The sequence below is a fragment of the Brevundimonas sp. genome (assembly GCF_013912065.1).
GTDB lineage: Bacteria > Pseudomonadota > Alphaproteobacteria > Caulobacterales > Caulobacteraceae > Brevundimonas.
Window position 1 is genome coordinate 1 of the sequence record NZ_JACESA010000020.1, and the last position, 22,151, is coordinate 22,151.

Below are 22,151 nucleotides of genomic sequence, written 5' to 3' on the forward strand. Positions count from 1 at the left end.
CCCACGCCCCCCGCGCCACCCACGCCCCAGGACTATGAGACCAAGGAGCCGGGCCGGGGCCGACTGGCCGCCCGCCCCGAACACATCCCTCGCAAGGGCTGGACCGACATCCTTTGGCGCACCGGCGGGTCGTATTTCGGCGACCGGGTCGGTTTCGTCGCCGGGGGCGTGACCTTCTTCACCCTTCTGTCGCTGTTCCCGCTCCTGGGTAGTTTCGTGACCCTGTACGGCCTGTTCGCCGATCCGGCCGACGCCTGGAGTCGGCTGCAGCTTCTTTACGGGGTCATGCCGGACAGCATCGCCCAGTTCCTGGGCGGCGAGATGCAGCGGCTGGCCGAGAACTCCAGCGGCCAGCTGACCTTCACCCTGATCTGGACCCTGGCCCTGTCGCTCTGGACCGCCAATGGCGCGGTCAAGGTGCTCTTCTACGGGCTGAACATCGCCTATCACGAGGTCGAGCGGCGCAATATCGTCCGCTACAACCTGCTGTGCATGGGCTTCACCGTCGGCGCCCTGGCCGCCCTGCTGCTGACCTCGTTGCTGGTCGTCGGGGTGCCGGTGGTGGTGCGGCTGTTCGGCCTGCAAGAGGAGTGGGGTCTGTTGGCCCTGCTGCGCTGGCCCCTGCTTCTGGTCGGCTATGTGGCGGCCCTGACCCTGATCTACCGTTTCGGTCCATGCCGGCAGAAGGCGCGCTGGCGCTGGCTGACGCCGGGGGCGATCTTCGCGGCGGTGCTCAGCCTGACGGTCTCCTTCGTCTTCAGCTGGTACCTGACCAACTTCGTCCGCACAGACAGCTACGGCCCGCTGGCGGCCATCATGGGCTTCCTGCTGTGGACCTGGCTGTCGGTGCAGGTGATCCTGATGGGCGCGGAGCTGAACGCCGAGATCGAGCACCAGACCGCCGTCGACACCACCACGGGCCGGGCCATGCCGATCGGCGAACGCGGGGCCCAGGTGGCCGACAGCATCGGCGCCCGGCGCGGCAACCCGGCCGCCCTGGCCTTCACCCAACGCCACGCCGAGGCGGTCGCCGACGCCCTGATGCGCCGTCGCAACCGCCGCGAACGCGATCAGGCGGCTACAGAATGAACCGGCTCAGGTCCACGTCCTTGGTCAGGGCGTCCAGCTTGTCGCGCACCGCTGCGGCGTCGAAGGACACCGTCTGGCCCGCCAGGTCCGAGGCCTTGAAACTGGTCTCCTCCAGCACCCTCTCCAGCACGGTCTGAAGCCGCCGCGCGCCGATGTTCTCGACGGCCGAGTTGGCCGCCACCGCCGCATCGGCCATGGCCTCGACCGCATCGTCGGTGAAGACCAGGGTCACGTCCTCGGTGGCCAGAAGGGCCTGGTTCTGACGGATCAGATTGGCCTCGGGCTCGGTCAGGATGCGTTTGAAATCGTCGCGCGTCAGGGCCTTCAGCTCGACCCGGATCGGCAGCCGGCCCTGAAGCTCGGGCAGCAGGTCCGACGGCTTGGCGACGTGGAAGGCGCCCGAGGCGATGAACAGCACATGGTCGGTCTTCACCGGCCCGTATTTGGTCGAGACAGTGGTGCCCTCGATCAGCGGCAGCAGGTCGCGCTGCACCCCCTCGCGCGACACGTCGGCGCCGGACGCCCCCTGGCGGGCCGCGACCTTGTCGATCTCGTCCAAGAAGACGATGCCCTCGTTCTCGGCCAGCAGCATGGCCTCCTTGGTCAGGCTGTCCTGGTCCAGCAGCTTGTCGCCCTCCTCGGCGATCAGGGGCGTGGTGGCGTCGCGAACCGTCAGCTTGACCGTCTTGGTCCGCCCGCCGCCCATCTTGCCCAGCATCTCCGACAGGTTCAGCAGGCCGACATTGCCGCCGCCCGGCAGGTCCAGCCCCTGGATCGGCGAGGCGGTGTCGGCCAGGGCGATCTCGATCTCCTTGTCGTCCAGTTCGCCGGCCCGCAGCTTCTTCCTGAAGCTGTCGCGCGTCGTCGGCCCGGCCCCGGGCCCGACCAGGGCGTCCAGAATCCGGTCCTCGGCCGCGCCCTCTGCCCGCGCCCGCACCTCGCCGCGCCGGCGGTCGCGCACCATGGCGATGGCGCTCTCGACCAGGTCGCGCATGATCTGGTCCACGTCGCGGCCGACATAGCCGACCTCAGTGAACTTGGTCGCCTCGACCTTCAGGAAGGGAGAGCCGGCCAGCTTGGCCAGCCGCCGGGCGATCTCGGTCTTGCCGACGCCCGTGGGGCCGATCATCAGGATGTTCTTGGGCGTCACCTCGTCACGCAGATCCTCGGGTACGCGCTTGCGACGCCAGCGATTGCGCAGGGCCACGGCCACGGCGCGCTTGGCGTCGTCCTGGCCGACGATATAGCGATCGAGTTCGGAAACGATTTCGCGGGGGGAGAGGTCAGTCATGGGGTGGAGATAGGGCGTCGGGAAGCGGAGCGGGAGGGGGCGGGGCCGACCGGCCGTTCCGGGACGAGAATAGACTCACAAATGACCACCCAGGATCATTACACCCACGGATCGATGTGATGGGCTTTGATCCACATCGGCAAACCTTCGACAAGGATCGGGTCGGAGGTGACCGGGAGGTCAAAGCCCTGGTCAACCGGATCAGCCGGTATGTTTAGCACTGGCTCTTCAGTTCCAAACGGTTCGAACGTGATCCCGTCGGGGGATCTGAAAGCTCCGCCGTCAAATGCCGCAGGCATTACAAACGTATCGGCCGCGTGATCCAGCATCACTGGCGAGCCGCCCTCTATGAAGAATGCTCGATCAAGATTGGCCTCCATCGGCCCACTGCGGGCTACCGCAGGATCAATGTCGCGAGCCTGGAGCGTCAGCGGAGCTCCGACCTTTTCGGCGGGCTCAGCGGCGGCAGACGACGCAAGATAGCCCTGATAATGGACGCCATTGTACCACAGGGGTGCGGTTAGCTGCTTGTGTTCGGTGCTCTCGGACAGGGACAGCAGGACATCGGCCCGGCTCCACTGGCCGCTGTCGAGCAGGTCGGTGTAGGATTTCAGGCCCAGCGGATCGACATTGCGGTCCAGACTGTAGGTGTAGATCAGCTTGACGAAGTCTGCGTTGTTCAGGGCCCCATAGCGGTCCTGAAACTCCACCGAACTGGCGAAGGCGGCGGCCATGCTATTGAGCGACCTGCCTGCGGCGATCTCCTGACGCCAGGCGTCGAGGCCGAACAGGTCCGGCAGGCGGTCAAAAGTGGCGTCGTACAGACGTGCGATGATCAGAGTCGTCTGATCCGCGACCCACAGACCCTGAGCCAGTTGCGGGGCCGTCAACTGACGGTGTTCCACGCTCTCCGATAGAGACAGCACCACGTCGCCGCGGCTCCAGGCCCCGCTCTTGAGCAGGTCGGTGTAGGATTTCAGCCCCAGGGGATCGACGTTGCGGTCCAGGCAGAAGTTATACAGCAACGAGACGAAGGCGTCGTCGTCCAGCGCCCCGTAGCGGGCCTTGAACTCATCTGAGTTCACGAAGCTGTTGGCCATTTGGGCAAGGGTCGTTCCGGCCGCCCGCGCCTGCAGCCAGCCGTCCAGCCCAAACGCGTCCGGCCCGCGATCCAAGGTGGCGTCATAGATGCGCAGGATTTCGGCAGCGACGCTGTTCTCGTCGTAGGTGATTGAGCCGTCGAGAAATTTCAGAGTTTCGACGGAGACCAAGGTGTCGGTTCCGCCCTCCGGCCCGCCTGACACCGCCGTGTGCGAAGCCGCATACTGACGCCGCGCCCCGCCATAGACCGCCGTATCTACCCCTTCCCCACCGTCCAAAACATCCGAACCACCCCCGCCAGTAAGAGTGTCTTTGCCCGCAAGGCCGGTGAGAATATCGTTTGAACCCGCCCCCTTCAGGACGTCTGTGCCGGCTGTTCCGGTGACGGTCTGCCGCGATTGGGCGGACAACGCCCCGTTGACGATGTCATAGACACCGTCGCTGAACGACACGGCCTCAACATTCGTAAGGGTGTCGCGGCCTCCGGCCGAGACCACCACGACGCTGGTTCCCACATAACTGACGGTCGCCGCGGTGCGGAGCGCCGAGATAACAGCGGTGTCATAACCCGCGCCACCATCTAGGATGTCGTCACCCGCCGCGCCCTCGAGACGATCGTCGCCGTCGCCGCCTTCTAGCCGGTCGTCGCCAGCCTCGCCGTAGAGCGCGTCATTACCCCCGAGGCCGTAGAGAGTTTCTGCGCTGGCCGTGCCCCTGAGAATTTCGTCTGCGGCCGTTCCAACAATCGCGGGCGCCGCGTCACTGAGCTGGACGAGCCGGTCAGCGAACTGAAGCCACTCTACGTTCCTCAGCGTGTCGCTTCCTGTCGCGCTGCTGGTGACTGTCGTCACCCCGTTGACGGTCGTGATTGTGAAATCACTGAACGCGCCGGCATAGAATGCGGTATCTGCCCCAGACCCGCCGTCGATGATGTCGTCGCCGGTGCCGCCCTCGATCGCATCATCACCGTTGTCGCCGGAGATCGCGTCTGAACCGGACCCCCCATAGATCTCATCATCCCCGTCGCCTCCGAACAGGGCGTCGTTACCCTGCTCGCCATCAATGAGATCATCACCGCCCGCGCCTCGGATCGTGTCGCGCCCAAGATAGCCAAAGAAGACGTCGCTACCCGCCGACCCCAGGGCGGTGTCGTCGTCCTCGCCCAAGTCGACGATGCCGTTGATCCAGCCGCCGGTCAGATCGACGAAGTCGGCGCCCGTACCCATATCCACGTCGCCGTTGATAACGTTGTAGTTGCGCAGCACATCAGCCCCAGCGCCAAGGATGACATAGCCGTTCACCACGCCGTAGTTGGCGATATTCTCAATTGTAGGCTGTGATGGAGAATAACCGCCATCACGGCCGTAGATGGCGACGTCGGCTGTAATGACGCCACGGTTGATGATGTTCGGAGCGGTGACGGCTTGGGCCAGACCGGACACGACCAAGCCGAAGCTTTGGCCAGACGAAGCGCTGACGATGATGTCGCCTTTATTTTCGAAAGTATAGCCCTCGAAGCGGTCGATATAAACACCAGCCGCCGATGTGCCGCCTTGAACTGTGACTAGCCCTGTATTGCTGACCTTACCGCCATTCACGAGATACATGCCTGTGGCGTTACCGGTCGCCGTAACGGTCAGAGTGCCTGAATTATCGAAAACCTGACCTGGAGACCAGGTATAAACACCGTAGGCTGTGGTTCCGCTGACCGTAATCTGGCCGCTATTTTTGATCGCCGCCATCCACTGAGGCGAATAGAAGCCGTAAGCGGTTTCGGTGCCCTGGACCTCGATGAGCCCGGCGTTGTGGAGCGACCCAGAGGAAACATAGGAGTAAAAGCCCATGGCGCCCGCGCCAGTTGCGCGAATCGTGCCATAATTGGTGAACTCGATGGAGCTCAATCCGTAAGCTTCGAATGCAGGTCCCGAGTTGCTGGTGTAGACCTCATCACGCTCGATAATGAAATTCGAAGAAATATTGATCGCCACCGATGAACCCCATCCCCTGCTACAACCTGAGCTTTATCGATCGATAGTCAGGTTGTCACGCTGTCTACTGTCAAATTTTACGGAGTTGATACGCTAGAGCATCAAAGCGTGGCGCTGCGGCAATGCGGCCGTCAGTCAGGGCGAAAGACAACCTAGACGGGATAGCTTAAGTAAAATGTCCACACCGTATCCGGGCTACGTCCCATCGCCAAGCGGCGGGAGGAGACAGATGTTTGGCAGCGTCACACCGGGGCGCGTCAGTCCGGCGTTCCTAGCCCATAGGCCGCCAGCTTTGCCCAAGGAGAAGATTACGACCTGGAGGGCGCTAAGCAGCAAAAAGGCGCCCTCCGGACGGGAGGACGCCTTGATGCGTTCCGCGATGTGGCGCCTTAGATCAGGCGGCCTTGCCGGCCTTCTTGGCGGCCAGCTTGTCCTGGTGGGCCTGCATGCCCTTGGCGATCATTTCGGCGGCCTCGCCGGCGTCGCCCCAGCCCTTGACCGTGACCGACTTGCCCTTCTCCAGGTCCTTGTAGTGGGTGAAGAAGTGTTCGATCTGCTCGATCAGGATGGCCGGCAGCTGACGATAGCTGGCGACGTCGGTGTAATAGGGGTTCAGCTTGTCGACCGGCACGGCCAGGATCTTCTCGTCGCCGCCGGCCTCGTCGACCATCATCAGCACGCCGATGGGACGCGAGCGGATGACGCAACCCGGCACCACCGGGGTCGGGTTCAGCACGATCACGTCGCAGGGGTCGCCGTCGTCCGACAGGGTGTGCGGCACGAAACCGTAGTTGCCCGGATAATACATGGCGGTGTGCAGGAAGCGGTCGACGAACAGGGCGCCGGACTCCTTGTCCATCTCGTATTTCACCGGCAGGCCGCCCTGCGGGATCTCGATGACGACGTTGATGTCCCAGGGAGCGTTCGGGCCGACCGGAATGGCGTCGAGGTTCATGGCGGATCTTTGCTGCGCTGCGAAATTCTGTGAGGCGATGGGTGATAGGACGGCCGCGCCGCCTCGGCAAGCGCGACGTGCGTCGATGGTCTTGCGCCCCGGCCCGGACTGGGTTCATTTCTCCCGATGACCTGGGTTGATTGGGCCGCGCTGGCGCTCTTCTTCATATGCTGGCTCGGCTATGGGCCGATCCTGAAGTTCGTCGGTCGCCACGGCGGGTCGCTGAACGACGACATGGCCCATGTCCGCAAGGTGTGGATGGCCTCCATGACCCACAGGGAGATCCGGCTGGTCGACAGCCAGCTGATGGGCCATTCGATCAACTCCGCCTCCTTCTTCGCCTCGACCAATCTGCTGCTGATCGCGGCCGTGGGGGGCATCTTGTTCGGGGGCGAGAGCAAGCTGGAGGGGTTCGCCGCGGTCGGGGCGGACAATGTGCCGATCAAGATCCTGGAGGCCAAGCTGGCCCTGGTGCTGATCTGCCTGACGCGCGGTTTTCTCGATTTCATCTGGGCCCTGCGCCAGATGAACTACACCCTGGCCCTGATCGGTTCGGCGCCGGAGCTTCATCACAAGACTGACCGCAAAGCCTTCGGGGAAGCGGCCGCCGAACTATTGAACCCGGCGCTCAGTTCGTTCAGCCAGGGGGTCAGGGGCTATTATTTCGCCCTGGCGGCCGCCGCCTGGCTGTTCGGGCCGCTGTGGCTGGCCCTGGGCGTGGCCTCGTCCTTCGGCCTGCTGATCTATCGCCAAGAAGCCTCGCCCGCCGCACGCGCCATTCGCATCGCGCGCCGCCTGCTAGGTGAATGACGGTTATTTTGCATTTGCGTCAGGGGGCGGAGCGACCACGGTCTCGCCCCAGCGGCGAAATGGGGCGGCGGATGCCGCAATTGCGTAACATCCCGTGACCCCGGACAGCCCTCAAAAGGGTTGACCGATTGTGCATCGCAACCTAGATTGACCTTCGACGCCTTCGGGCGTCTTGCCCTTCCTGGGCGTTTCCTCCCTATAGACTTTATATGCCGCGCCTCCGGGCGCGGCTTTTTTTTGACTTATCGTCGATCACTCTCGTAATTCAGTCCGTCCAGGCCTCGGCGCACAGGGCGGCGATGACGCGATCCAGCGCCTTTCGGGTCGTTGCAAGGGCCGCGTTGGGCGTCTGACTCGCCTCGTCGAGATAGAGTTTGCGGCTCAGTTCGACCTGGATCGCGCCGTATCCGTCCTGGGGCCGGCCCCAGGTCTGGGTCGACCAGCCGCCGGCATAGGGATGGTTCAGGGCCACCCGCCAGCCCAGCCCTTCGAACAGGTCGCGCAGCCGCCGCGTCAGCCGCGTCTGACACGAGGATCCGTGCCGGTCGCCCAGCACCACCTCGGCCCCCACGGCCCGCGTCGGCATCGAATGCCAGTCGATCAGCACCGCCCTGCCGTGCCGCGCGCGGGTCTCTTGCATCAATCCCGCCAGGGCCGCGTGATAGGGGGTGTGGGCGTTGCGGATACGCGCCTGCGCCTCGGCCATCGACAGACGGCGGTCGTAGAGCGGCAGGCCGTCGCCCGACAGGCGTGGAATGACGCCGTAGCCGGCGCGGGTCTTGGCCCCGACCGGGCCATCGACGTCGGCGATCAGGTCGGGGTCCAGTTCGGCCGGGTCGCGGTTCAGGTCCAGATAGGCCCGGCCGATCCTCGCCTCGATCAGCGGCGCCCCGCACGCCGGGCCCTGACGCACCAGGGTCCCGACCAGGGCGTCCTCGGCGCTTTTCAGGCTGGACCGGGCCAGACCGGCGCCCGCGCCCATGTCGTCAGGATAGACGTCGCCGGAATGGGGCGAGGCGAACACCAGGGCCGTAGGCGGCGCCGCGGCGGGCGGCAGGGTGATGGCGAAACTGGCCCCGTCCGTGGTCATGATCCTCGCATAGCGGGTTTTTCCTTGTGGAAGGAAGGCGGCCCGCCGACGAATTTCATCGCCGGTTTACCGTTGTCGGCCTAGCCTTGCCGGTCTGTACTCAAGGGACCTTCTCGAAATGGCGCGTATCCTCCTGGCCGAAGACGACAGTTCGCTGCGGGGCTTTCTGACCCGCGCGCTGGAGCGGGCGGGCCACCAGGTCATCGATTGCGAGAACGGCGACGACGCCATCGACGCCCTCGAGCACGGTCCCTACGACCTGCTGCTGACCGACATCGTCATGCCGGGCGCCGACGGGATCGAGGTGGCCCGCGTCGCCGCCGCCCGCCAGCCGGGCCTGCGCATCATGTTCATCACCGGTTTCGCCGCCGTCGCCCTGACCGCCGCCCAGGCCTCGCCCCAGGCCAAGGTCCTGTCCAAGCCGGTCCATCTTCGCGACCTGGTCAACGAGGTCGAACGGATGGTCGCGGCCTGAGTTTTGGATTGAACGGCGTTTTCGAGAAATCTCGATCTTGCCGTGAAATCGTCTTGATGCCGGCGGGTCGTTTCGCTATACGACCGCCTCCCACCCCGGGGCGACCTCCTGGGGCCTACGGCGGATGCGTAGCTCAGCGGGAGAGCACCTCGTTGACATCGAGGGGGTCACAGGTTCAATCCCTGTCGCGTCCACCATTCCTTCCCAAGACATTCAAAGCGTTGAGGAAACCGCTATCCAGCGGTCGTAGACGGTCACCGGATCGCTTCCACGCGGATCTGCGGCGTATCGACTAGAAAACTGTCGGCATGGTTCGGGGAATGAGCGCTTGGGCCGCTTCCATGTCCTTTGCGACGAGATGACGTCGGTCGTGGAATTTGACGTCCATGATCCGGCAACGTTCGAAGGCGATGGGATCGTCGCTGATGAAGATCGTATAGCTCTGCTTGCTGTGCGCGGCGTTGAAGGCGGCGGCGATCAGGTCGAGTTCTTCGGGAGTGGCCTTCTCGTGGGGCGCCCGGATATCCAGTATCCAGTCCCAGCCTCCCAGCTCCGGCCGCCGTGCGAGTTGGCGCAATACCGTGTCGGCCACGGTCACGGTCTGAGGCCTGGGCAACACGGTCACGACGACCCGCTTCAGACCTTCTTCGATGGTTACTTTGGTAGACATCGCCAAGATGATGATCCAGAAAAAACAATGATCTCTTAAGGGGAGGGTTGTCGCTGACGCTTGGCCTCTGCCTCGAACGGCCGAGCATGGGACACACGGCGATGGCCGTCTTTAGCCTCTGCGCGCAGGACCAGCACGCCGGGACCGGCGTCCGGCTTGCGGGTCAGGGGCACGCGCTTCAGCCAGAGTTTCAGCGCTTCCCAGTGGATGGCGGCCACCACTTTCAGCGTCAGCAGCGGCATGGAAAGGGCGGCGGCGATCAGGGCGCGGTCGGTCAGCGGACGGCGTCGGCCGGTCATGGTGGTGGCGATCAGCAGGCCCGTGGCGTCCGATCCGTCGATGGCCAGGGCCAGGGTCTCGCCCGGCGGCCTTCCCTTGAAGTCGTAGCGCATGTCCATGTGCATGAAGGGCGATACATACAGGCTCTTGGCGGTCTGCTGTCGAAAACGGCCGGCGTCGGCGTCGGTCGCCATGACGGGCAGGACATAGGACCGACGCTCGCGGAAGGTGCTGGTGACCTCATAGATCATGGCCGCCAGCCGACCGTCTTCGTGATGGCAGTAATAGAGGCTGATCGGGTTGAAGACGAAGCCCAGCACCCTGGGCATGGTCAGCAGGCGGACGGCGCCCGCGCCGATATCCACCCCGACCTCGGCCAGCCGCGCCTCGATCTGGCTTCGCAGCGGCATGCCGGAACCGTCGCCGTGATCCCGCTCGTGGAAGGACAGCAGGTTGAACCGGCCGCGTGAGAAGACCCTGAGGTGGGCGTCCAGGGCGTCGATCTCGTCGAGATCGAGCATCAGCCAGAAGACGCGATAGTTCAGCCGGTGCTGTTTCGGCCTCAGGCGGCTGTGAAAGACCCCGCCGCGGTAGAGGGCCGAGGCCTGGGTCACGCCGCCCGCTCCAGTTCGGACGGGGGCGGGGTGACGTGGATGCGGCCGCTCTCGTTCTCGACCGTCCAGGGGCGTCGGACGCCGCCCAGTTGTTCGGCCACGGCGAGGCCTGACTGCAGTCCGTCCTCGTGAAAGCCGGCCCCGAAATGGGCGCCGCAGAACCAGACCCCGCCCTGGCCCTGCAGGCTCCACAGCGACTTCTGGGCCTTCATGGCGGCGGGGTCGAAGATCGGGTGTTCGTAGAGCTCGCTGCGCAACAGGGTTCCGGGCGCCGGCGGGCGGGGCGGGTTCAAGGTCACGAACAGGTCCTGGCCCGGCAGGCCCTGCAACCGGTTCATCCAGTAGGTGACGCACAGGCCGCCCTCTGCGCCGATATAGTTCCACGAGGCCCAGGCCCGGCGGCGCCGGGGCATCAGGCCGGGGTCGGTGTGCAATATGGTCAGGTTGCGGCTGTATCTGAACGCGCCCAGCAGTTCGCGCTCCTGGGCCGTGGGTTCGGCCAGCAGGGCCAGGGCCTGATCCGCATGGGCGCCGATGACGACGTGGTCGAACCGTTCCGTCTCGCCGGTCGTGTCCCGCACCAGGACGCCGCCGTCGACGCGCCGCACCTGGGCCGCGCCTCGACGCAGCCGCACGCCGTCGCCGATCTGGCGGGCCAGTTCCTCGACATAGACCCGGCTGCCGCCGACGACCGTGCGCCACAGCGGGCGCCCCACCAGTTTCAGCAGGCCGTGATTGCCGCAGAACCGCAGGAAGGACTCGGCCGGATAGTCCAGCAACGTATGGGCCGGTGACGACCAGATGGCGGCGGCCATCGGCAGCAGATGATCATCGCGGAAGGCTTCGCTGAAGCCCTCGCGCTTCAGATACTGGCCCAGGGTCACGTCGCTGTCGGCCAGGGCGGCCATGCCGTCGGGCGCGGAGCGATAGAAGCGCAGGATCTCCTTCAGCATCGACCAGAAGCGGGGCCGCAGCATGTTGCGGCGCTGGGCGAACAGGGCCGGGGCTGCATATTCGAACCGCCCCTGATCAAGGGATACGGCGAAGGACATGTCGGTGGCCCGCGTCTCCAGCCCCAGATGGGCGAACAGGGCGATCAGGTTCGGGTAGGTGGCGTCGTTGAAGACGATGAAGCCGGTGTCCACCGCTGTCTCCCCGTCGGCGGTGCGGACATCGACGGTGTTGGAATGGCCGCCCAAACGGTCGTCGCGCTCGTAGATCGTCACCTCATGGCGACGCGACAGCAGCCAGGCGCACGACAGGGCCGATATGCCCGAGCCCACGACGGCGATCCGAAGACGCGGACCGGTCTCGCTGACGGGGGGAAAAGAGGACATACAGGCTCCGGACGGGGTTTCTTTCGGGGCGATACGTCGCAGGCCGGTTCGCGGATCATGAAATGATCCAGACTTCGACCGGAACCGTACTAGGTTCAATGCATGGACAGATTTCAACGCTTCGACAGATTCGCGCCCCGGTGATCTCCACGGGCGGCGAATATGATCGACTGATCGAGGCGGTGGCCATGCGGCGCGACCGGGAGGCCTTCGCACGTCTGTTCGAACATTTCGCGCCTCGGCTGAAGGCCTATCTGATGAAGGCGGGCGCGCCCGCCGGCGCGGCCGAGGACTTCGCTCAGGACGCCATGCTGACGGTGTGGCGCAAGGCCGAACTGTTCGACAGCACCAAGGCTCATGCGGCGACCTGGATCTTCACCATCGCACGCAACCGGCGCCTGGACGTGCTGCGCCAGGACGCGCGCCGCACCCCCATGCCGCACCTTGAGCTGGTTCAGGACGAGCCGGAACAGCCCGATCAGGTCTTTCTGGCGTCGGAGGACGCCGCTCGGCTGAAATCGGCCATGGAGCGGCTGACGAAAGACCAGATGGAGGTTCTTCGTCTCGCCTTCTTCCAGGACAATCCTCATTCCGAAATCGCCCGCCGGCTGGATCTGCCGCTGGGCACCGTAAAGTCTCGAATTCGCAAGGCCATGATCAAACTGCGCACCCTGCTGGAAGACGACGAGGGGGGGCAGTCATGAACGGCGGTCACAATCCCTCCGAAGAAAGGCTTCTGGCCTATGCTGCGGGCACGCTCAGCCCGCCCGAGGCCGTAGTGGTCGCCGCCCATCTGGCGATGCGGCCGGCGAATGACGCCTGGGTCCGGCGGCTCCAGGCCGTGGGCGGTCGTCTGCTGGACGATCTGGAGCCCGAGCCGCTGGCGGACGACGCCCTTGCGCGCGTCCTGGCCCGCGCCGAGGTGGACGCCGGAGAGGTGCTGGCCTCGACACCGCTGAACGACATGGCCGGCCTGCCCGAGCCGCTGCGACGCTATGCTTTGGGCCCGTGGCGTTGGCTGGGGCCGGGCATGCGCGCGCGGGACGTCCATGCGCCGCGCGACGGCGACTGTCGCGTGATCCTGCTGGAGATCGGTCCGGGGCGCGATACGCCCAGACACACCCACGGCGGCGTCGAACTGACCTGCGTCATCCACGGCGCCTACGCCACCGAGACGGCGCGGTTCGACGTGGGCGATTTCGAGGAGGCGGACGCCGAGGTGCTGCACCAGCCGCGCGTCGTGTCGCCGGAAGCCTGCCTGTGCGTCGTGGCCCTGGACGGGCAGATCGAACTGGACGGCTGGCTGGGCAAGCTGATCCAGCCCTTTGTCCGGCTGTAGAGGTTCAGTCGGTCGGTCGTTCGACCCATTCGCCGCTCCCCACACCGTCATCCTAGGGACAAGGGCGAGGATGACGGGCTTAAGAGGTTCGGAAGTCGCGGACGGCGACGCCTGTCCGGCGCCCCCCCAAAGAAGAAGAGCGCGGCCCTTTCGAGCCGCGCTCCCCTCATGTCTAGGCCCCGTTCGGCGGCAGGGCGGCCTAGCCGCGACGGTTATCCCGGTCGCGACGCTCGGAACGGATCTCGGCCGACAGGCGGTCGAAGCGACGATCCAGGTCGTTGCGCTCCCACGCCGTGAGGCCGCCGCGACGATAGTTGGCCTCCAGGCGCAGCAGGCTGTTGAAGTCGCCACGCAGACGGGCGGCTTCGCGACGGCTCAGCTGGCCGGTGCGGACCCCCTGGTCGATGCGACGGTCCAGATTGGTCTGGCGGGCGTTGATCGACTGCCAGTTGCCGTAGCCGGCCTGATAGACGGGCGGCCGGCCGTGATAGGACTGGGCGGCGGCGGGCAGGGCGGCCGAGGCGACGGCGGCCAGGACGATGGTGGGGATGATGAGCTTCCGCATGATGGTTCTCCTCGGTTCGGGCGTCGGTCGGGCTGACCGGCGATGGGGAGAGATGACGACACAGCGGCTGAGCCCGGTCTGAACAAGCCCGATCAGGTTCGGTTCATCTTGATGATAAATCCGCCATGTTCGGAACGATCAGGGTTCGGCGCAATGGCGTTCGGGGCCGCTCTATTCTATACGCGTCATTCAGGGCCTGTTCAGGAGAACGGCGCCAGATAGACGCCATGTTTAGCAAGTTCGCCAGTCTGACCGTCGCCGTCGCGACCCTGGCCCTCGCTCCGGTCCTTACCCCGGCGGCGAGCGCCCAGTCGCGCGACGAACGCCAGCAAACCCAATCGCAGCCCCAGCCCCGTCAGCCGCGCGTCAGCCCGGACGAAGCGCGACGCCGGGGCGGCGAAGCCGTCGGCGGGCGTCCGATCGACACCCGCCCTCGCGGCGACGGCGACTATTCGGTCCTGGTCGAGCGCGACGGTCGTGTTCGCGAGGTCGTGGTCGACGGCCAGACCGGCCGCACGCGCGACAGCGGATCCAGCAACAACCAGCGTCGCAGGCCCGACTGATGCGTGTCCTTCTCGTCGAAGACGACGTCGATCTGTCGCGCCAGCTGAAGGGCGCCCTGTCCGACGCCGGCTATGCCGTGGACCATGCGCCGGACGGCGAGGAAGCCCATTATCTGGGCGAGAACGAACCCTATGACGTCATCGTCCTGGATCTGGGCCTGCCCAAGATCGACGGGGTGTCGGTGCTGGAGCGCTGGCGGCGTGAGGGCAAGGCGACGCCGGTCCTGATCCTGACCGCGCGCGGCGCCTGGTCGGACAAGGTGGCGGGCTTCGACGCCGGCGCCGACGACTATCTGACCAAGCCCTTCCACACCGAGGAGCTGCTGGCGCGGCTGCGCGCCCTGCTGCGCCGTTCGGCCGGCATCGCCTCGGCGACCCTGGCGTGCGGCGGCCTGAGGCTGGACCCGCGTGCGGCGCGCGCCAGCGTCAATGGCGAGCCGTTGCGGCTGACCTCGCTGGAGTACCGGCTGCTGCACTATATGATGATGCACCAGGGCCGGGTCATCAGCCGGACCGAGCTGGTCGAACACCTGTACGATCAGGACTTCGACCGGGATTCCAACACGATCGAGGTCTTTATCGGCCGGCTGCGCAAGAAGGTCGGTTCGGACCGGATCGAGACGGTCCGGGGCCTGGGCTATCGGCTGACCCCCTTGGCCGGCGAATCCGAGGCGGCGTGAGCGAGACGGCGGCGCCCGAGCGCCCCGGCCGCCGATCCGACTGGGGCCGGTTCGTGGGCCGGCCCGGCCGTTCCCTGACCCGGCGACTGATCTGGCTGGCCTCGGCCTGGATCATGGTGGCCCTGGTCATCGCCGCCATCGTCCTGACCCAGGCCTTTCAGGAATCGGCCCTTCGCCGTCTGGGCGACATGCTGGATGAGACCATCGACGAGATCGTGGTGGCGGCCAGCCGCACGGGCGAGAGCGAGGCCGTGCCCCAGATCCAGGACGCCCGCACCCTGCGGCTGTTGTCGGGCAAATACTGGCAGATACTGGAAGTCCGCCCGGACGGACGGCTGGTCAGCATCGCCCGCTCGACCTCGCTGTGGAACTACGACCTCGCCCTTCCCGCCGATCTGCCCCAGCGTCTGGACGCGGCCTTCGGCGAGGTGATCACCTTCAACACCCTCGGTCCCAAGGACGAACCCGCCCTGCGGGAACCGCTACGGGTCGCCGCCAGCATGAAGTCCATCCCCCGGCGCGAGCATCCGGTCATCTTCCTGGCCGCGATCGACCGGTCGGAGGTGGACGCCGACACCCGCCAGTTCGCACGCCTGACCTGGGCGGCCCTGCTGATCCTGGGGTTCGGGCTCGTGGCGGCCGTCTTCCTGCAGGTGCGGATCGGCCTGCGTCCCCTGTACGACCTGCGCAACGAGATCGCCGCGGTGCGCAAGGGGCTGAGCGCGCGGATCGAACGCGCCTATCCGATGGAGATCCAGCCCCTGGCCGAACAGGTCAACCGGCTGCTGGACCATAACCAGGAGGTGGTCGAGCGCCAGCGCACCCATGTCGGCAACCTGGCCCATGCGCTGAAGACCCCGATCTCGGTCATGCTGGCCGAGGCCGGGACCGCCGAGGGGCAGTTGCCGGAACTGGTGCGGCGCCAGACCCGGGTCATGCAGGGCCAGGTCGATCACCACCTTCGCCGCGCCCGCGCCGCCGCCCGCGCCGCCCACGGCCTGGGCGAGCGGACCGACGTCTCGGAGGTGCTGGACGAACTGGCGGTGATGATCGAGCAGGTGTTCCGGGACAAGCAGGTGGAGATCGACTGGCGCGCGCCGGACGACCTGGTCTTCCTGGGCGAACGCCAGGATCTGCAGGAGATCCTGGGCAATCTGATCGAGAACGCGGCCAAGTTCGGCAAGCGACGCGTCCGGGTCACGGCCGGCGACAGCGGCCTGGGCCAGATGGTCGTGGTGGTCGAGGACGACGGCGCCGGCCTGGCCGTCGATCAGCGCGAGGGCGTCATGAAGCGCGGCGCCCGGCTGGACGAGAGCGCGCCTGGATCTGGCCTGGGCCTGTCGATCGTCGACGACCTGACGCGCGCCTATGGCGGGCGGCTGACGCTGGGCGACAGCGACATGGGCGGGCTGAAGGTCGTGCTGGAGCTGCCCGCGGCCCGGGTCTAGGGCAGGTTCTAGCTGCGGATTTCGCCGGCGCGATAGCATTCGCAGGCGGCCCGCTCCAGGGCCGCGCGGTCCGTGACCGTGACCCGGCCGCGCGAATAGGCGATGGCGCCCGCCTTCTGCAGGCTTTGCGCCGCCTCGTTCACCGTGGTCCGCTGGGAGCCCAGCATCGAGGCCAGGTACTCCTGCGTCAGGCTGAGGGTGTCGCCTTCGACCCGGTCGTGACAGCGCAGCAGCCACTTGGCGAACCGCTGCTCGGCCCGGTGCAGGGCGTTGCAGGCCGCGGACTGTTCCAGCTCGCCCTGCAGGCGGGCCATGAAGCCGGCGACGGCGTCGCGCACGCCGGGACGCTGGACGGCCAGCTGGCGGAAGCGGGCGGCGTCGATCCGTTGGGCCGTGCCGGCGCTCTGGGCCACGCTGCGGGTGCGGGCAAGCTGGGGCACGACCGAGGCGACCACGCCGAGAACGCCCTCGCGGCCGATCATCACGGTCTCCACCGTACGCCCGTCCTCCAGCACCGCGACGGACGAGGCGATGCCGCTGTCGATGAAGTGCAGATGTTCGACCACGTCGTCCGGCTCGTTGAAGACATGGCCCTGGGCGAAGTCCACGGGCGTGGCGAGCGCCAGCAGGGCCGCGCGGTCGGAGGCTTCCATACCTTGGATCAAACGGTTGCCGAACGACGGACTGAGCATGTCTTCGCGCATAAGGCGATCCGGCGGCGCCGTCTGTCGGAACCCGACACAGCGTAGCCATATCTGACGCGGGTTTCTGGGGAAAAAGTCGAGTGTTTACCGAGTTGTGTACGGCAGCGGTCAGATCTCGGGGCCTTCGAGCCGGGCGACCAGGCGGTCGCCCTCGAACACCTCCACCCCATGGCAGGAGGCGTGCTGGGCCAGGCGCTGGACCGCGACCCGGATCGCGGTCTCGTCGTCGGCCCCGTCGAAGAAGTCGAGCAGGGGCCGACGGTCGTCGCCGTCGAAGAAGTGAAACTCGTAGATCCGCACCGGCCAAGCCTAGAGGCGGGCGGCGGCGGCGTCTGTCGGAAGCCGACTTAGGGGCCGGGCGGAGCCTTTGCGGGGCGGCGGGCGTTGAAGGCCTCACCCCCAGCCCGGAGCCCGCATGTACGCCAGACGCCTTCGACACGCCGCCGCCGGACTGGGCGAGACCATCCGGGCGCGGGTCCCGGCCGCGCGCCGCACGCCGCCGCTGGCGGTGCTGATCGAGGGGGCGGCGCGGGTCGGCTATGGGGCGAGGGGCTTCGTCTATCTGTCGGCGGGGGCGCTGACCCTGCTGGCGGCCCTGGACCGGATCGGCGACGCCGTGGGCACGGGCGGGACGGCGGGCTGGCTGGCCGAGCAGCCGTTCGGCCGGGTGTGGCTGGTGCTGCTGGGCCTGGGCCTGTGGGCCTTCGTCGGCTGGCGCCTGCTGCAGGCGGTGTTCGACGCGGACCATGCGGGCACAGACGCCAAGGGCTGGGCTACACGGGCGGGCCAGGCGGCCAGCGGCCTGTTCTACGGCCTGCTGGCGGCGGGGGTGTTCGAGTATCTGGACGAGGTTGGCGACGCGACCGGGCGGGCGGCGGACCAGGCCGAGAGCATCGCCGAGAACCAGCAGAAGGCGGCCATGATCCTGGACCTGCCGTTCGGCGGCCTGCTGCTGATCGGGGTCGGCCTGGTCGTGCTGGGCGTCGGGATCGGCAACATCGTGCGGGCCTTCTGCGACGACTTCGACGACGCCCTGGCCTGTCCCGAGGCGGTGCGGCGGCCGGCCTCGGTCGTGGCGCGGATCGGCTATGGGGCGCGAGGCTTCGCCTATCTGCCGCTGGGGGTGTTCGTGGTCCTGGCGGGGCTGCACACCCGGTCGGGCCAGGTGACCAGCACGGCCGCGGCGCTGGAGACGCTGGAGGCCCAGCCGGGCGGGTCGTGGATCCTGGGCCTGACGGCGGCGGGGCTGATGGCCTTCGGCGCCTTCGCCTTCATCGAGGCGCGCTGGCGCCGGATCCGCCCGCCGCGGGACCTGTCGGTGGGGTGAGGCCCGCTGTCTCCTCCCCGCAGCGCGGGGAGGTGGCGCGGCGCCCTTTGCGCCGTGACGGAGGGGCTCTTCGCCGCATCCCCAGCCGTTCGTGCGGCGTCCAGAGCCCCTCCACCCCCGCGCAAGCGGCGCGGCGGTCCCCCTCCCCATTTCATGGGGAGGAGACGGTCTGGCGTTCGCGGCGTCTCTTCCCATATCCTCGGCAACACTTGCTGTTCCAGAAGATCACCGCCATGACCGACGCCCCCTTGAAGACCCTGAAGATCGACTTTGTTTCCGACGTCGTCTGCCCCTGGTGCGTGGTCGGGCTGGGCGGGCTGGAGACGGCGCTGGACAGCCTCAGGAGCGAGGGGATCGGCGCCGAGATCGCCTTTCAGCCGTTCGAACTGAACCCCCAGATCGCGCCCGAGGGCGAGAATATCGTCGAACATATCGGCCGCAAATACGGCTCGACCCCCGAACAGTCGGCCGCCAACCGGGCCATGATCCACGACCGGGCGGCCGAGGTGGGGTTCGACATGCGGATGGGCGAGAACAGCCGCATCTGGAACACCTTCGACGCCCACCGCCTGCTGCACTGGGCGCACGAGACCGCGCCCGACAGGCAGAAGGCGCTGAAACAGGCGCTGTTCACCGCCCATTTCACCGACAACCGCAACCTGACCGACGCCGGCGTCCTGACCGCCGCCGCCGAGGCCGCCGGCCTGGACCGCAACGCGGCGGCCGAGGTCCTGGCCTCGGGCCGTTACGCCCAGGCGGTCCGGTCCGCCCAGGAGACGTGGCGGTCGCGCGGGATCAATTCAGTCCCCGCCGTGGTGGTCGAGGGCAAATATCTGATCAGCGGAGGTCAGCCGGCGGCCGCGTTCGAACAGGCCCTGCGCCAGATCGCGGCCGAGGTCTGATCCCGATCACGGCGGCTGGGTTTCAGACCCGGCGTCCGAAAAAACAGGGTCTGAATCGTCTGAATCGTCTGAAAGCGCGGCCTGGCTGAAGTCCTCCAGCGCCTCGGCGCGGGCCATCAGGGCGGCACGGCCCGCCAGGTCGTCCTCGGGCAGGGCCAGGGCCTCGCGGGCGATGGCCTCGATCTCGGCCACCTGGTCCATGACGCGGTCCATCAGGTCGCGCTCTTCAGGGTCTGGGGCGGGTTCGGGGGCGGGTTCGGGCGGAGTCGGCGGGGCGAGCGCCGCCAGGCCGACCAGGCTCTGGTACAGCCGCATCCAGCGTCCGGCCTCGATCGCCCGCCCGGCCGCGATGGCCCGGTTCAGCCGCACCAGGACGTGCCGGGTCATCTCGACCGGATCGGGCGGCGCCCCTTCCAGATCGGCCGCCAGGTCCAGCGCCGGATCGGCCGGCTCGGGATCGTCCTGGTCCTGACGCCGCCACCCCTCGTGCGCCGCCCGGTGCCGCAGGGTGCCGAGCTTCAGCCCATGGCGGTCGCACACCGCCTCGGCCGTCTCGCCCGCCAGATAGTCGTGGCGCGCCCGCGCCCAGGTCTCGTCCCCGGCCCGGCGATAACCGTACATCGCCGCCCGCTCGACCGCCTCGTCCTCGAGGATCTCGGCCGGGGTCCGGGTGTCGATCTCGGGGCCGTCGTCCGCCCAATACTGGTCCTGCATGCCGCCCTCCGTCGCCTTGCGCCCCAGGATCGGGACCGTCGGAGTCTAAGCCCGCCTGGAACAGTGTCGGACAAAAGGCCGGGAATTTCGTGAAAGCCGAGGGAATTCAAAGGTCGGAAGCGCCGGGGAATGATGGGTATCGGCTGCTGTGACGAAGGCAAGAGCCCCTCTCCCGACGGGAGAGGGAGAGCGCGTCCGGGTTCACGAACCCCTGAACCTATGGCCGAACGGAATAGCCGTCCGTGGGGGAGACCCAGATCACCGGCTGATTCAGGTCGGGGCGGGGGCGGCCGTCGATGAAGGCCTCGGCAAGCCAGCCCTCGCCCTGGGGCGTATAGCGGGTGCAGACTTCCGTCCCCAGTTGAGCGAAGGCGGCGCTCACCTGACCCCGGATCATCTCTGCCGTCTGGGGATCCGCCGGCTGGCCTTCGATGGTGAAGACGGCGTCGTCAAGGCCGGTCATCGGCCCGCAGACGGCGCCGTCGCGGACCACGACAGGGGATTGGTCCCGCATGACGATGAGCGGCGAGGGATTCAGCATCACCTCGGCCTGGTTCGAAATCGTTCCGTCCGCCGCGAAGGTGTAACCCGCCAGGGCGGCGCAGGTCTTTCGCGCTGGATCGGGCGAATGGCACTGCAACTGACCCTCGCGCGCCGGACCCAGTGGGTCGGCGGCTTGCAGGGGGCCGGCTGCGGCGAAGGCGAGGGCAAGGGCGAGCGTGATCATGGGGTTCAGGCTACGCCGTTCGGAGGCGGGCGGCGAGGGCTTGCTGCTCTGGGGTGGTCAGAGCGCGCGGCCGCCCTTTCTCTCGTCATCCTCCGGACCGCGCAACGGAACCGGGGGACCCAGCGGCGCCGAAGGCGAAATCCGTCCGCCGCACCGACGTCGAACGCCGAGTCCGCCACAGGGTCGCGCTCACGCGCGCCGCTGGGTCCCCCGGTCTGCGCCGCGAAGACGCGGCTTGCCGGAGGATGACGAAAGAAGAGGATCAAGCCCCCCATCCGGGTTCACGAACCGGAACATCTCCGCCCGCTGACGCAGGAAGCGGTTGGTGGAATTTCTGGCCCCATTGAACCGCGAGGACGAGGTTGAGCCCGGATTGTCAGTCTCCCTCGACCAGGGATTACGTCAAATCGACATTCCACAAATGCCGCATGGAGAATCGGTCCGGGGTCGGCTGCGGAATGCAAGCGCTGTCACCTAGATAGATGGGGAAGCACGGCCCCGCCTGTGGAGGGATGGTCATCATCCGAAAGATGATACTGTCTTGTCGCGGGTAAAATATTTTATTGAAGGAAAATTATTTATACAAATCAGATAGATAATATATTACGCATAAAAAATGCAGAAGAGAACGGAGGTTTTTCGCTGTCTCAGACAAAAGCACGAGATTAAAAGAGCCGGTTATGTGTTGAGTAACATATTGAAAAACATAAGAAAAAATCTTAAGAGCTCATACTTGTTCGCCGCGATGTCTGTAACTCGACTGTCGTTTTCTGAGTTTGTTGACTCGGGACGCGTGTTGTGGCCTACTTCCATGGTGAACGGAGCACGATAAGTGCATGGCAAATAATCGATCCCTTGAGGCGTTGTCCGAGTTCTTGGAGTGGGTGGAGGCCAAAGGGCTTTTGCCGACTGCAACTGTTCAGGGCCGAAAAGCAGCGGTGAATCGAGTGCTTTCGGTTCTGGAAGCTTCTGAAGCAAATGATGTTACCTCATTGGATCTCGACCATGTAATGGATCGGTTCATTAACTTAAATTCTAGCGGATACACTCCCGATAGCCTTAGGACTTATCGAGGGCGCGTTGGGAATGCGATTAAAGACTTCGAATCGTACCTAGATAACCCGATGGGATTTAGGCCTGCTCGCCCAACGATGCGCTTGAAGGCGCCAAAAGCCGAAAAGGCCGGAAACGCCAAACAAGTTTCCGGTTCGGGGCGACGAAATGATCTACCGCCGGCTAACCCACCTCCAGCCGCCGCTATGCCGAGGGTCAACATCATCCCAATTCCGATCCGTGCCGACTTGGTTGTGCACTTGGAAGGGGTTCCATTTGATCTGACGCCTGCGGAAGCGCGTCGGATTGCAAACGTCGTAATCGCTCTCGCGATTTCGGAGACCTAGGAGGATGACATGCTGAGAGATTTAGCTGTCCAGCGCCTGCTCACCCGCTGAGACAGCCATAACAAAAAGGGCCGTCGCTGATC

22 protein-coding genes and 1 tRNA gene are annotated in these 22,151 nt (G+C 66.2%); 11 read left to right on the plus strand and 12 right to left on the minus strand.

The window, feature by feature from the left end; all coding sequences use genetic code 11:
* Positions 1-1,089, plus strand: a 1,089-nt coding sequence (locus tag H2037_RS14500) for a YihY/virulence factor BrkB family protein (RefSeq protein ID WP_292123419.1), incomplete at its 5' end; no start/stop codon positions are given.
* Here H2037_RS14500 and hslU read toward each other — a convergent pair.
* The 3 genes from hslU to ppa form a co-directional block, all read right to left on the minus strand.
* Positions 1,079-2,380: an ATP-dependent protease ATPase subunit HslU gene (hslU, locus tag H2037_RS14505; RefSeq protein ID WP_292123420.1), complete on the minus strand. Its 1,302-nt coding sequence runs from the start codon at positions 2,378-2,380 to the stop codon at positions 1,079-1,081. The two genes, H2037_RS14500 and hslU, sit on opposite strands and share 11 nt — an antisense overlap.
* Before the next feature lie 98 nt (positions 2,381-2,478).
* A complete protein-coding gene (locus H2037_RS14510) occupies positions 2,479-5,469 on the minus strand; it encodes a DUF4214 domain-containing protein (protein WP_292123422.1) in 2,991 nt (996 codons plus the stop codon).
* Between the two features lie 394 nt (positions 5,470-5,863).
* Positions 5,864-6,424 carry an inorganic diphosphatase gene (ppa, locus tag H2037_RS14515; protein WP_292123424.1) on the minus strand — a complete coding sequence of 187 codons (561 nt, stop codon included), beginning with the start codon at positions 6,422-6,424 and terminating at the stop codon, positions 5,864-5,866.
* Between the two features lie 126 nt (positions 6,425-6,550).
* Here ppa and H2037_RS14520 point away from each other — a divergent pair, with 126 nt between their 5' ends.
* On the plus strand, positions 6,551-7,234 hold the full coding sequence (locus H2037_RS14520) for a DUF599 family protein (RefSeq protein ID WP_292123426.1): 684 nt from the start codon (positions 6,551-6,553) through the stop codon (positions 7,232-7,234).
* A gap of 265 nt (positions 7,235-7,499) precedes the next feature.
* Here the strand turns inward: H2037_RS14520 and H2037_RS14525 are convergent, their stop codons facing one another.
* Positions 7,500-8,324, minus strand: a complete 825-nt coding sequence (locus H2037_RS14525; protein WP_292123428.1) for an N-formylglutamate amidohydrolase — start codon at positions 8,322-8,324, stop codon at positions 7,500-7,502.
* 118 nt (positions 8,325-8,442) lie between these two features.
* On the opposite strand from H2037_RS14525, the gene cpdR reads away from it, so the two are divergent.
* Positions 8,443-8,799 (plus strand): cell cycle two-component system response regulator CpdR, encoded by a 357-nt coding sequence (gene cpdR / locus H2037_RS14530; RefSeq protein ID WP_054764657.1) that lies wholly within the window; start codon positions 8,443-8,445, stop codon positions 8,797-8,799.
* A 122-nt stretch (positions 8,800-8,921) separates the two neighbouring features.
* Positions 8,922-8,996: transfer RNA gene (locus H2037_RS14535), tRNA-Val, on the plus strand.
* Positions 8,997-9,091: 95 nt separating this feature from the next.
* Here H2037_RS14535 and H2037_RS14540 read toward each other — a convergent pair.
* Genes H2037_RS14540 through H2037_RS14550 form a run of 3 tightly spaced genes read right to left on the minus strand, consistent with a single transcriptional unit; the run spans position 9,092 to position 11,699 of the window.
* On the minus strand, positions 9,092-9,469 hold the full coding sequence (locus tag H2037_RS14540; protein ID WP_292123429.1) for a hypothetical protein: 378 nt from the start codon (positions 9,467-9,469) through the stop codon (positions 9,092-9,094).
* A gap of 35 nt (positions 9,470-9,504) precedes the next feature.
* Positions 9,505-10,362: a DUF1365 domain-containing protein gene (locus tag H2037_RS14545; RefSeq protein ID WP_292123431.1), complete on the minus strand. Its 858-nt coding sequence runs from the start codon at positions 10,360-10,362 to the stop codon at positions 9,505-9,507.
* Positions 10,359-11,699, minus strand: a complete 1,341-nt coding sequence (locus H2037_RS14550) for an NAD(P)/FAD-dependent oxidoreductase (RefSeq protein WP_292123433.1) — start codon at positions 11,697-11,699, stop codon at positions 10,359-10,361. Before H2037_RS14550 ends, H2037_RS14545 begins: the two co-directional genes overlap by 4 nt.
* 62 nt (positions 11,700-11,761) lie before the next feature.
* Here H2037_RS14550 and H2037_RS14555 point away from each other — a divergent pair, with 62 nt between their 5' ends.
* Both H2037_RS14555 and H2037_RS14560 read left to right on the plus strand, forming a co-directional pair.
* Entirely contained in the window at positions 11,762-12,403 is a 642-nt protein-coding gene (locus tag H2037_RS14555; protein WP_292123434.1) for a sigma-70 family RNA polymerase sigma factor, read from the plus strand.
* Positions 12,400-13,038, plus strand: coding sequence for a ChrR family anti-sigma-E factor (locus H2037_RS14560; protein WP_292123436.1), 639 nt, complete (start codon positions 12,400-12,402; stop codon positions 13,036-13,038). Before H2037_RS14555 ends, H2037_RS14560 begins: the two co-directional genes overlap by 4 nt.
* Positions 13,039-13,237: 199 nt before the next feature.
* Here the strand turns inward: H2037_RS14560 and H2037_RS14565 are convergent, their stop codons facing one another.
* Complete coding sequence (locus H2037_RS14565) at positions 13,238-13,603, minus strand: hypothetical protein (RefSeq protein ID WP_292123438.1); 366 nt, start codon at positions 13,601-13,603, stop codon at positions 13,238-13,240.
* 227 nt (positions 13,604-13,830) lie between these two features.
* Here H2037_RS14565 and H2037_RS14570 point away from each other — a divergent pair, with 227 nt between their 5' ends.
* The 3 genes from H2037_RS14570 to H2037_RS14580 all read left to right on the plus strand — a co-directional run bounded on the left by H2037_RS14570 (position 13,831) and on the right by H2037_RS14580 (position 16,294).
* Entirely contained in the window at positions 13,831-14,166 is a 336-nt protein-coding gene (locus H2037_RS14570; RefSeq protein WP_292123440.1) for a hypothetical protein, read from the plus strand.
* The gene (locus tag H2037_RS14575; protein WP_292123441.1) at positions 14,166-14,846 is read left to right on the plus strand and encodes a response regulator transcription factor; all 681 of its coding nucleotides are present in this window, start codon (positions 14,166-14,168) and stop codon (positions 14,844-14,846) included. Before H2037_RS14570 ends, H2037_RS14575 begins: the two co-directional genes overlap by 1 nt.
* A 113-nt stretch (positions 14,847-14,959) precedes the next feature.
* The gene (locus H2037_RS14580; RefSeq protein ID WP_292123498.1) at positions 14,960-16,294 is read left to right on the plus strand and encodes a sensor histidine kinase; all 1,335 of its coding nucleotides are present in this window, start codon (positions 14,960-14,962) and stop codon (positions 16,292-16,294) included.
* Between the two features lie 8 nt (positions 16,295-16,302).
* On the opposite strand, the gene H2037_RS14585 is transcribed toward H2037_RS14580, so the two are convergent.
* Positions 16,303-16,998 (minus strand): Crp/Fnr family transcriptional regulator, encoded by a 696-nt coding sequence (locus tag H2037_RS14585; protein ID WP_292123443.1) that lies wholly within the window; start codon positions 16,996-16,998, stop codon positions 16,303-16,305.
* A gap of 108 nt (positions 16,999-17,106) precedes the next feature.
* Positions 17,107-17,298 carry a hypothetical protein gene (locus H2037_RS14590; protein WP_292123445.1) on the minus strand — a complete coding sequence of 64 codons (192 nt, stop codon included), beginning with the start codon at positions 17,296-17,298 and terminating at the stop codon, positions 17,107-17,109.
* A gap of 115 nt (positions 17,299-17,413) precedes the next feature.
* On the opposite strand from H2037_RS14590, the gene H2037_RS14595 reads away from it, so the two are divergent.
* Together H2037_RS14595 and H2037_RS14600 are read left to right on the plus strand one after the other, a co-directional pair.
* Positions 17,414-18,325: a DUF1206 domain-containing protein gene (locus H2037_RS14595; protein ID WP_292123448.1), complete on the plus strand. Its 912-nt coding sequence runs from the start codon at positions 17,414-17,416 to the stop codon at positions 18,323-18,325.
* Between the two features lie 233 nt (positions 18,326-18,558).
* Positions 18,559-19,227: a DsbA family oxidoreductase gene (locus H2037_RS14600; protein WP_292123450.1), complete on the plus strand. Its 669-nt coding sequence runs from the start codon at positions 18,559-18,561 to the stop codon at positions 19,225-19,227.
* A 6-nt stretch (positions 19,228-19,233) separates the two neighbouring features.
* On the opposite strand, the gene H2037_RS14605 is transcribed toward H2037_RS14600, so the two are convergent.
* On the minus strand, positions 19,234-19,941 hold the full coding sequence (locus tag H2037_RS14605) for a hypothetical protein (protein WP_292123452.1): 708 nt from the start codon (positions 19,939-19,941) through the stop codon (positions 19,234-19,236).
* A 217-nt stretch (positions 19,942-20,158) separates the two neighbouring features.
* A complete protein-coding gene (locus H2037_RS14610) occupies positions 20,159-20,668 on the minus strand; it encodes a hypothetical protein (protein ID WP_292123454.1) in 510 nt (169 codons plus the stop codon).
* Positions 20,669-22,151 lie beyond the last annotated feature (1,483 nt).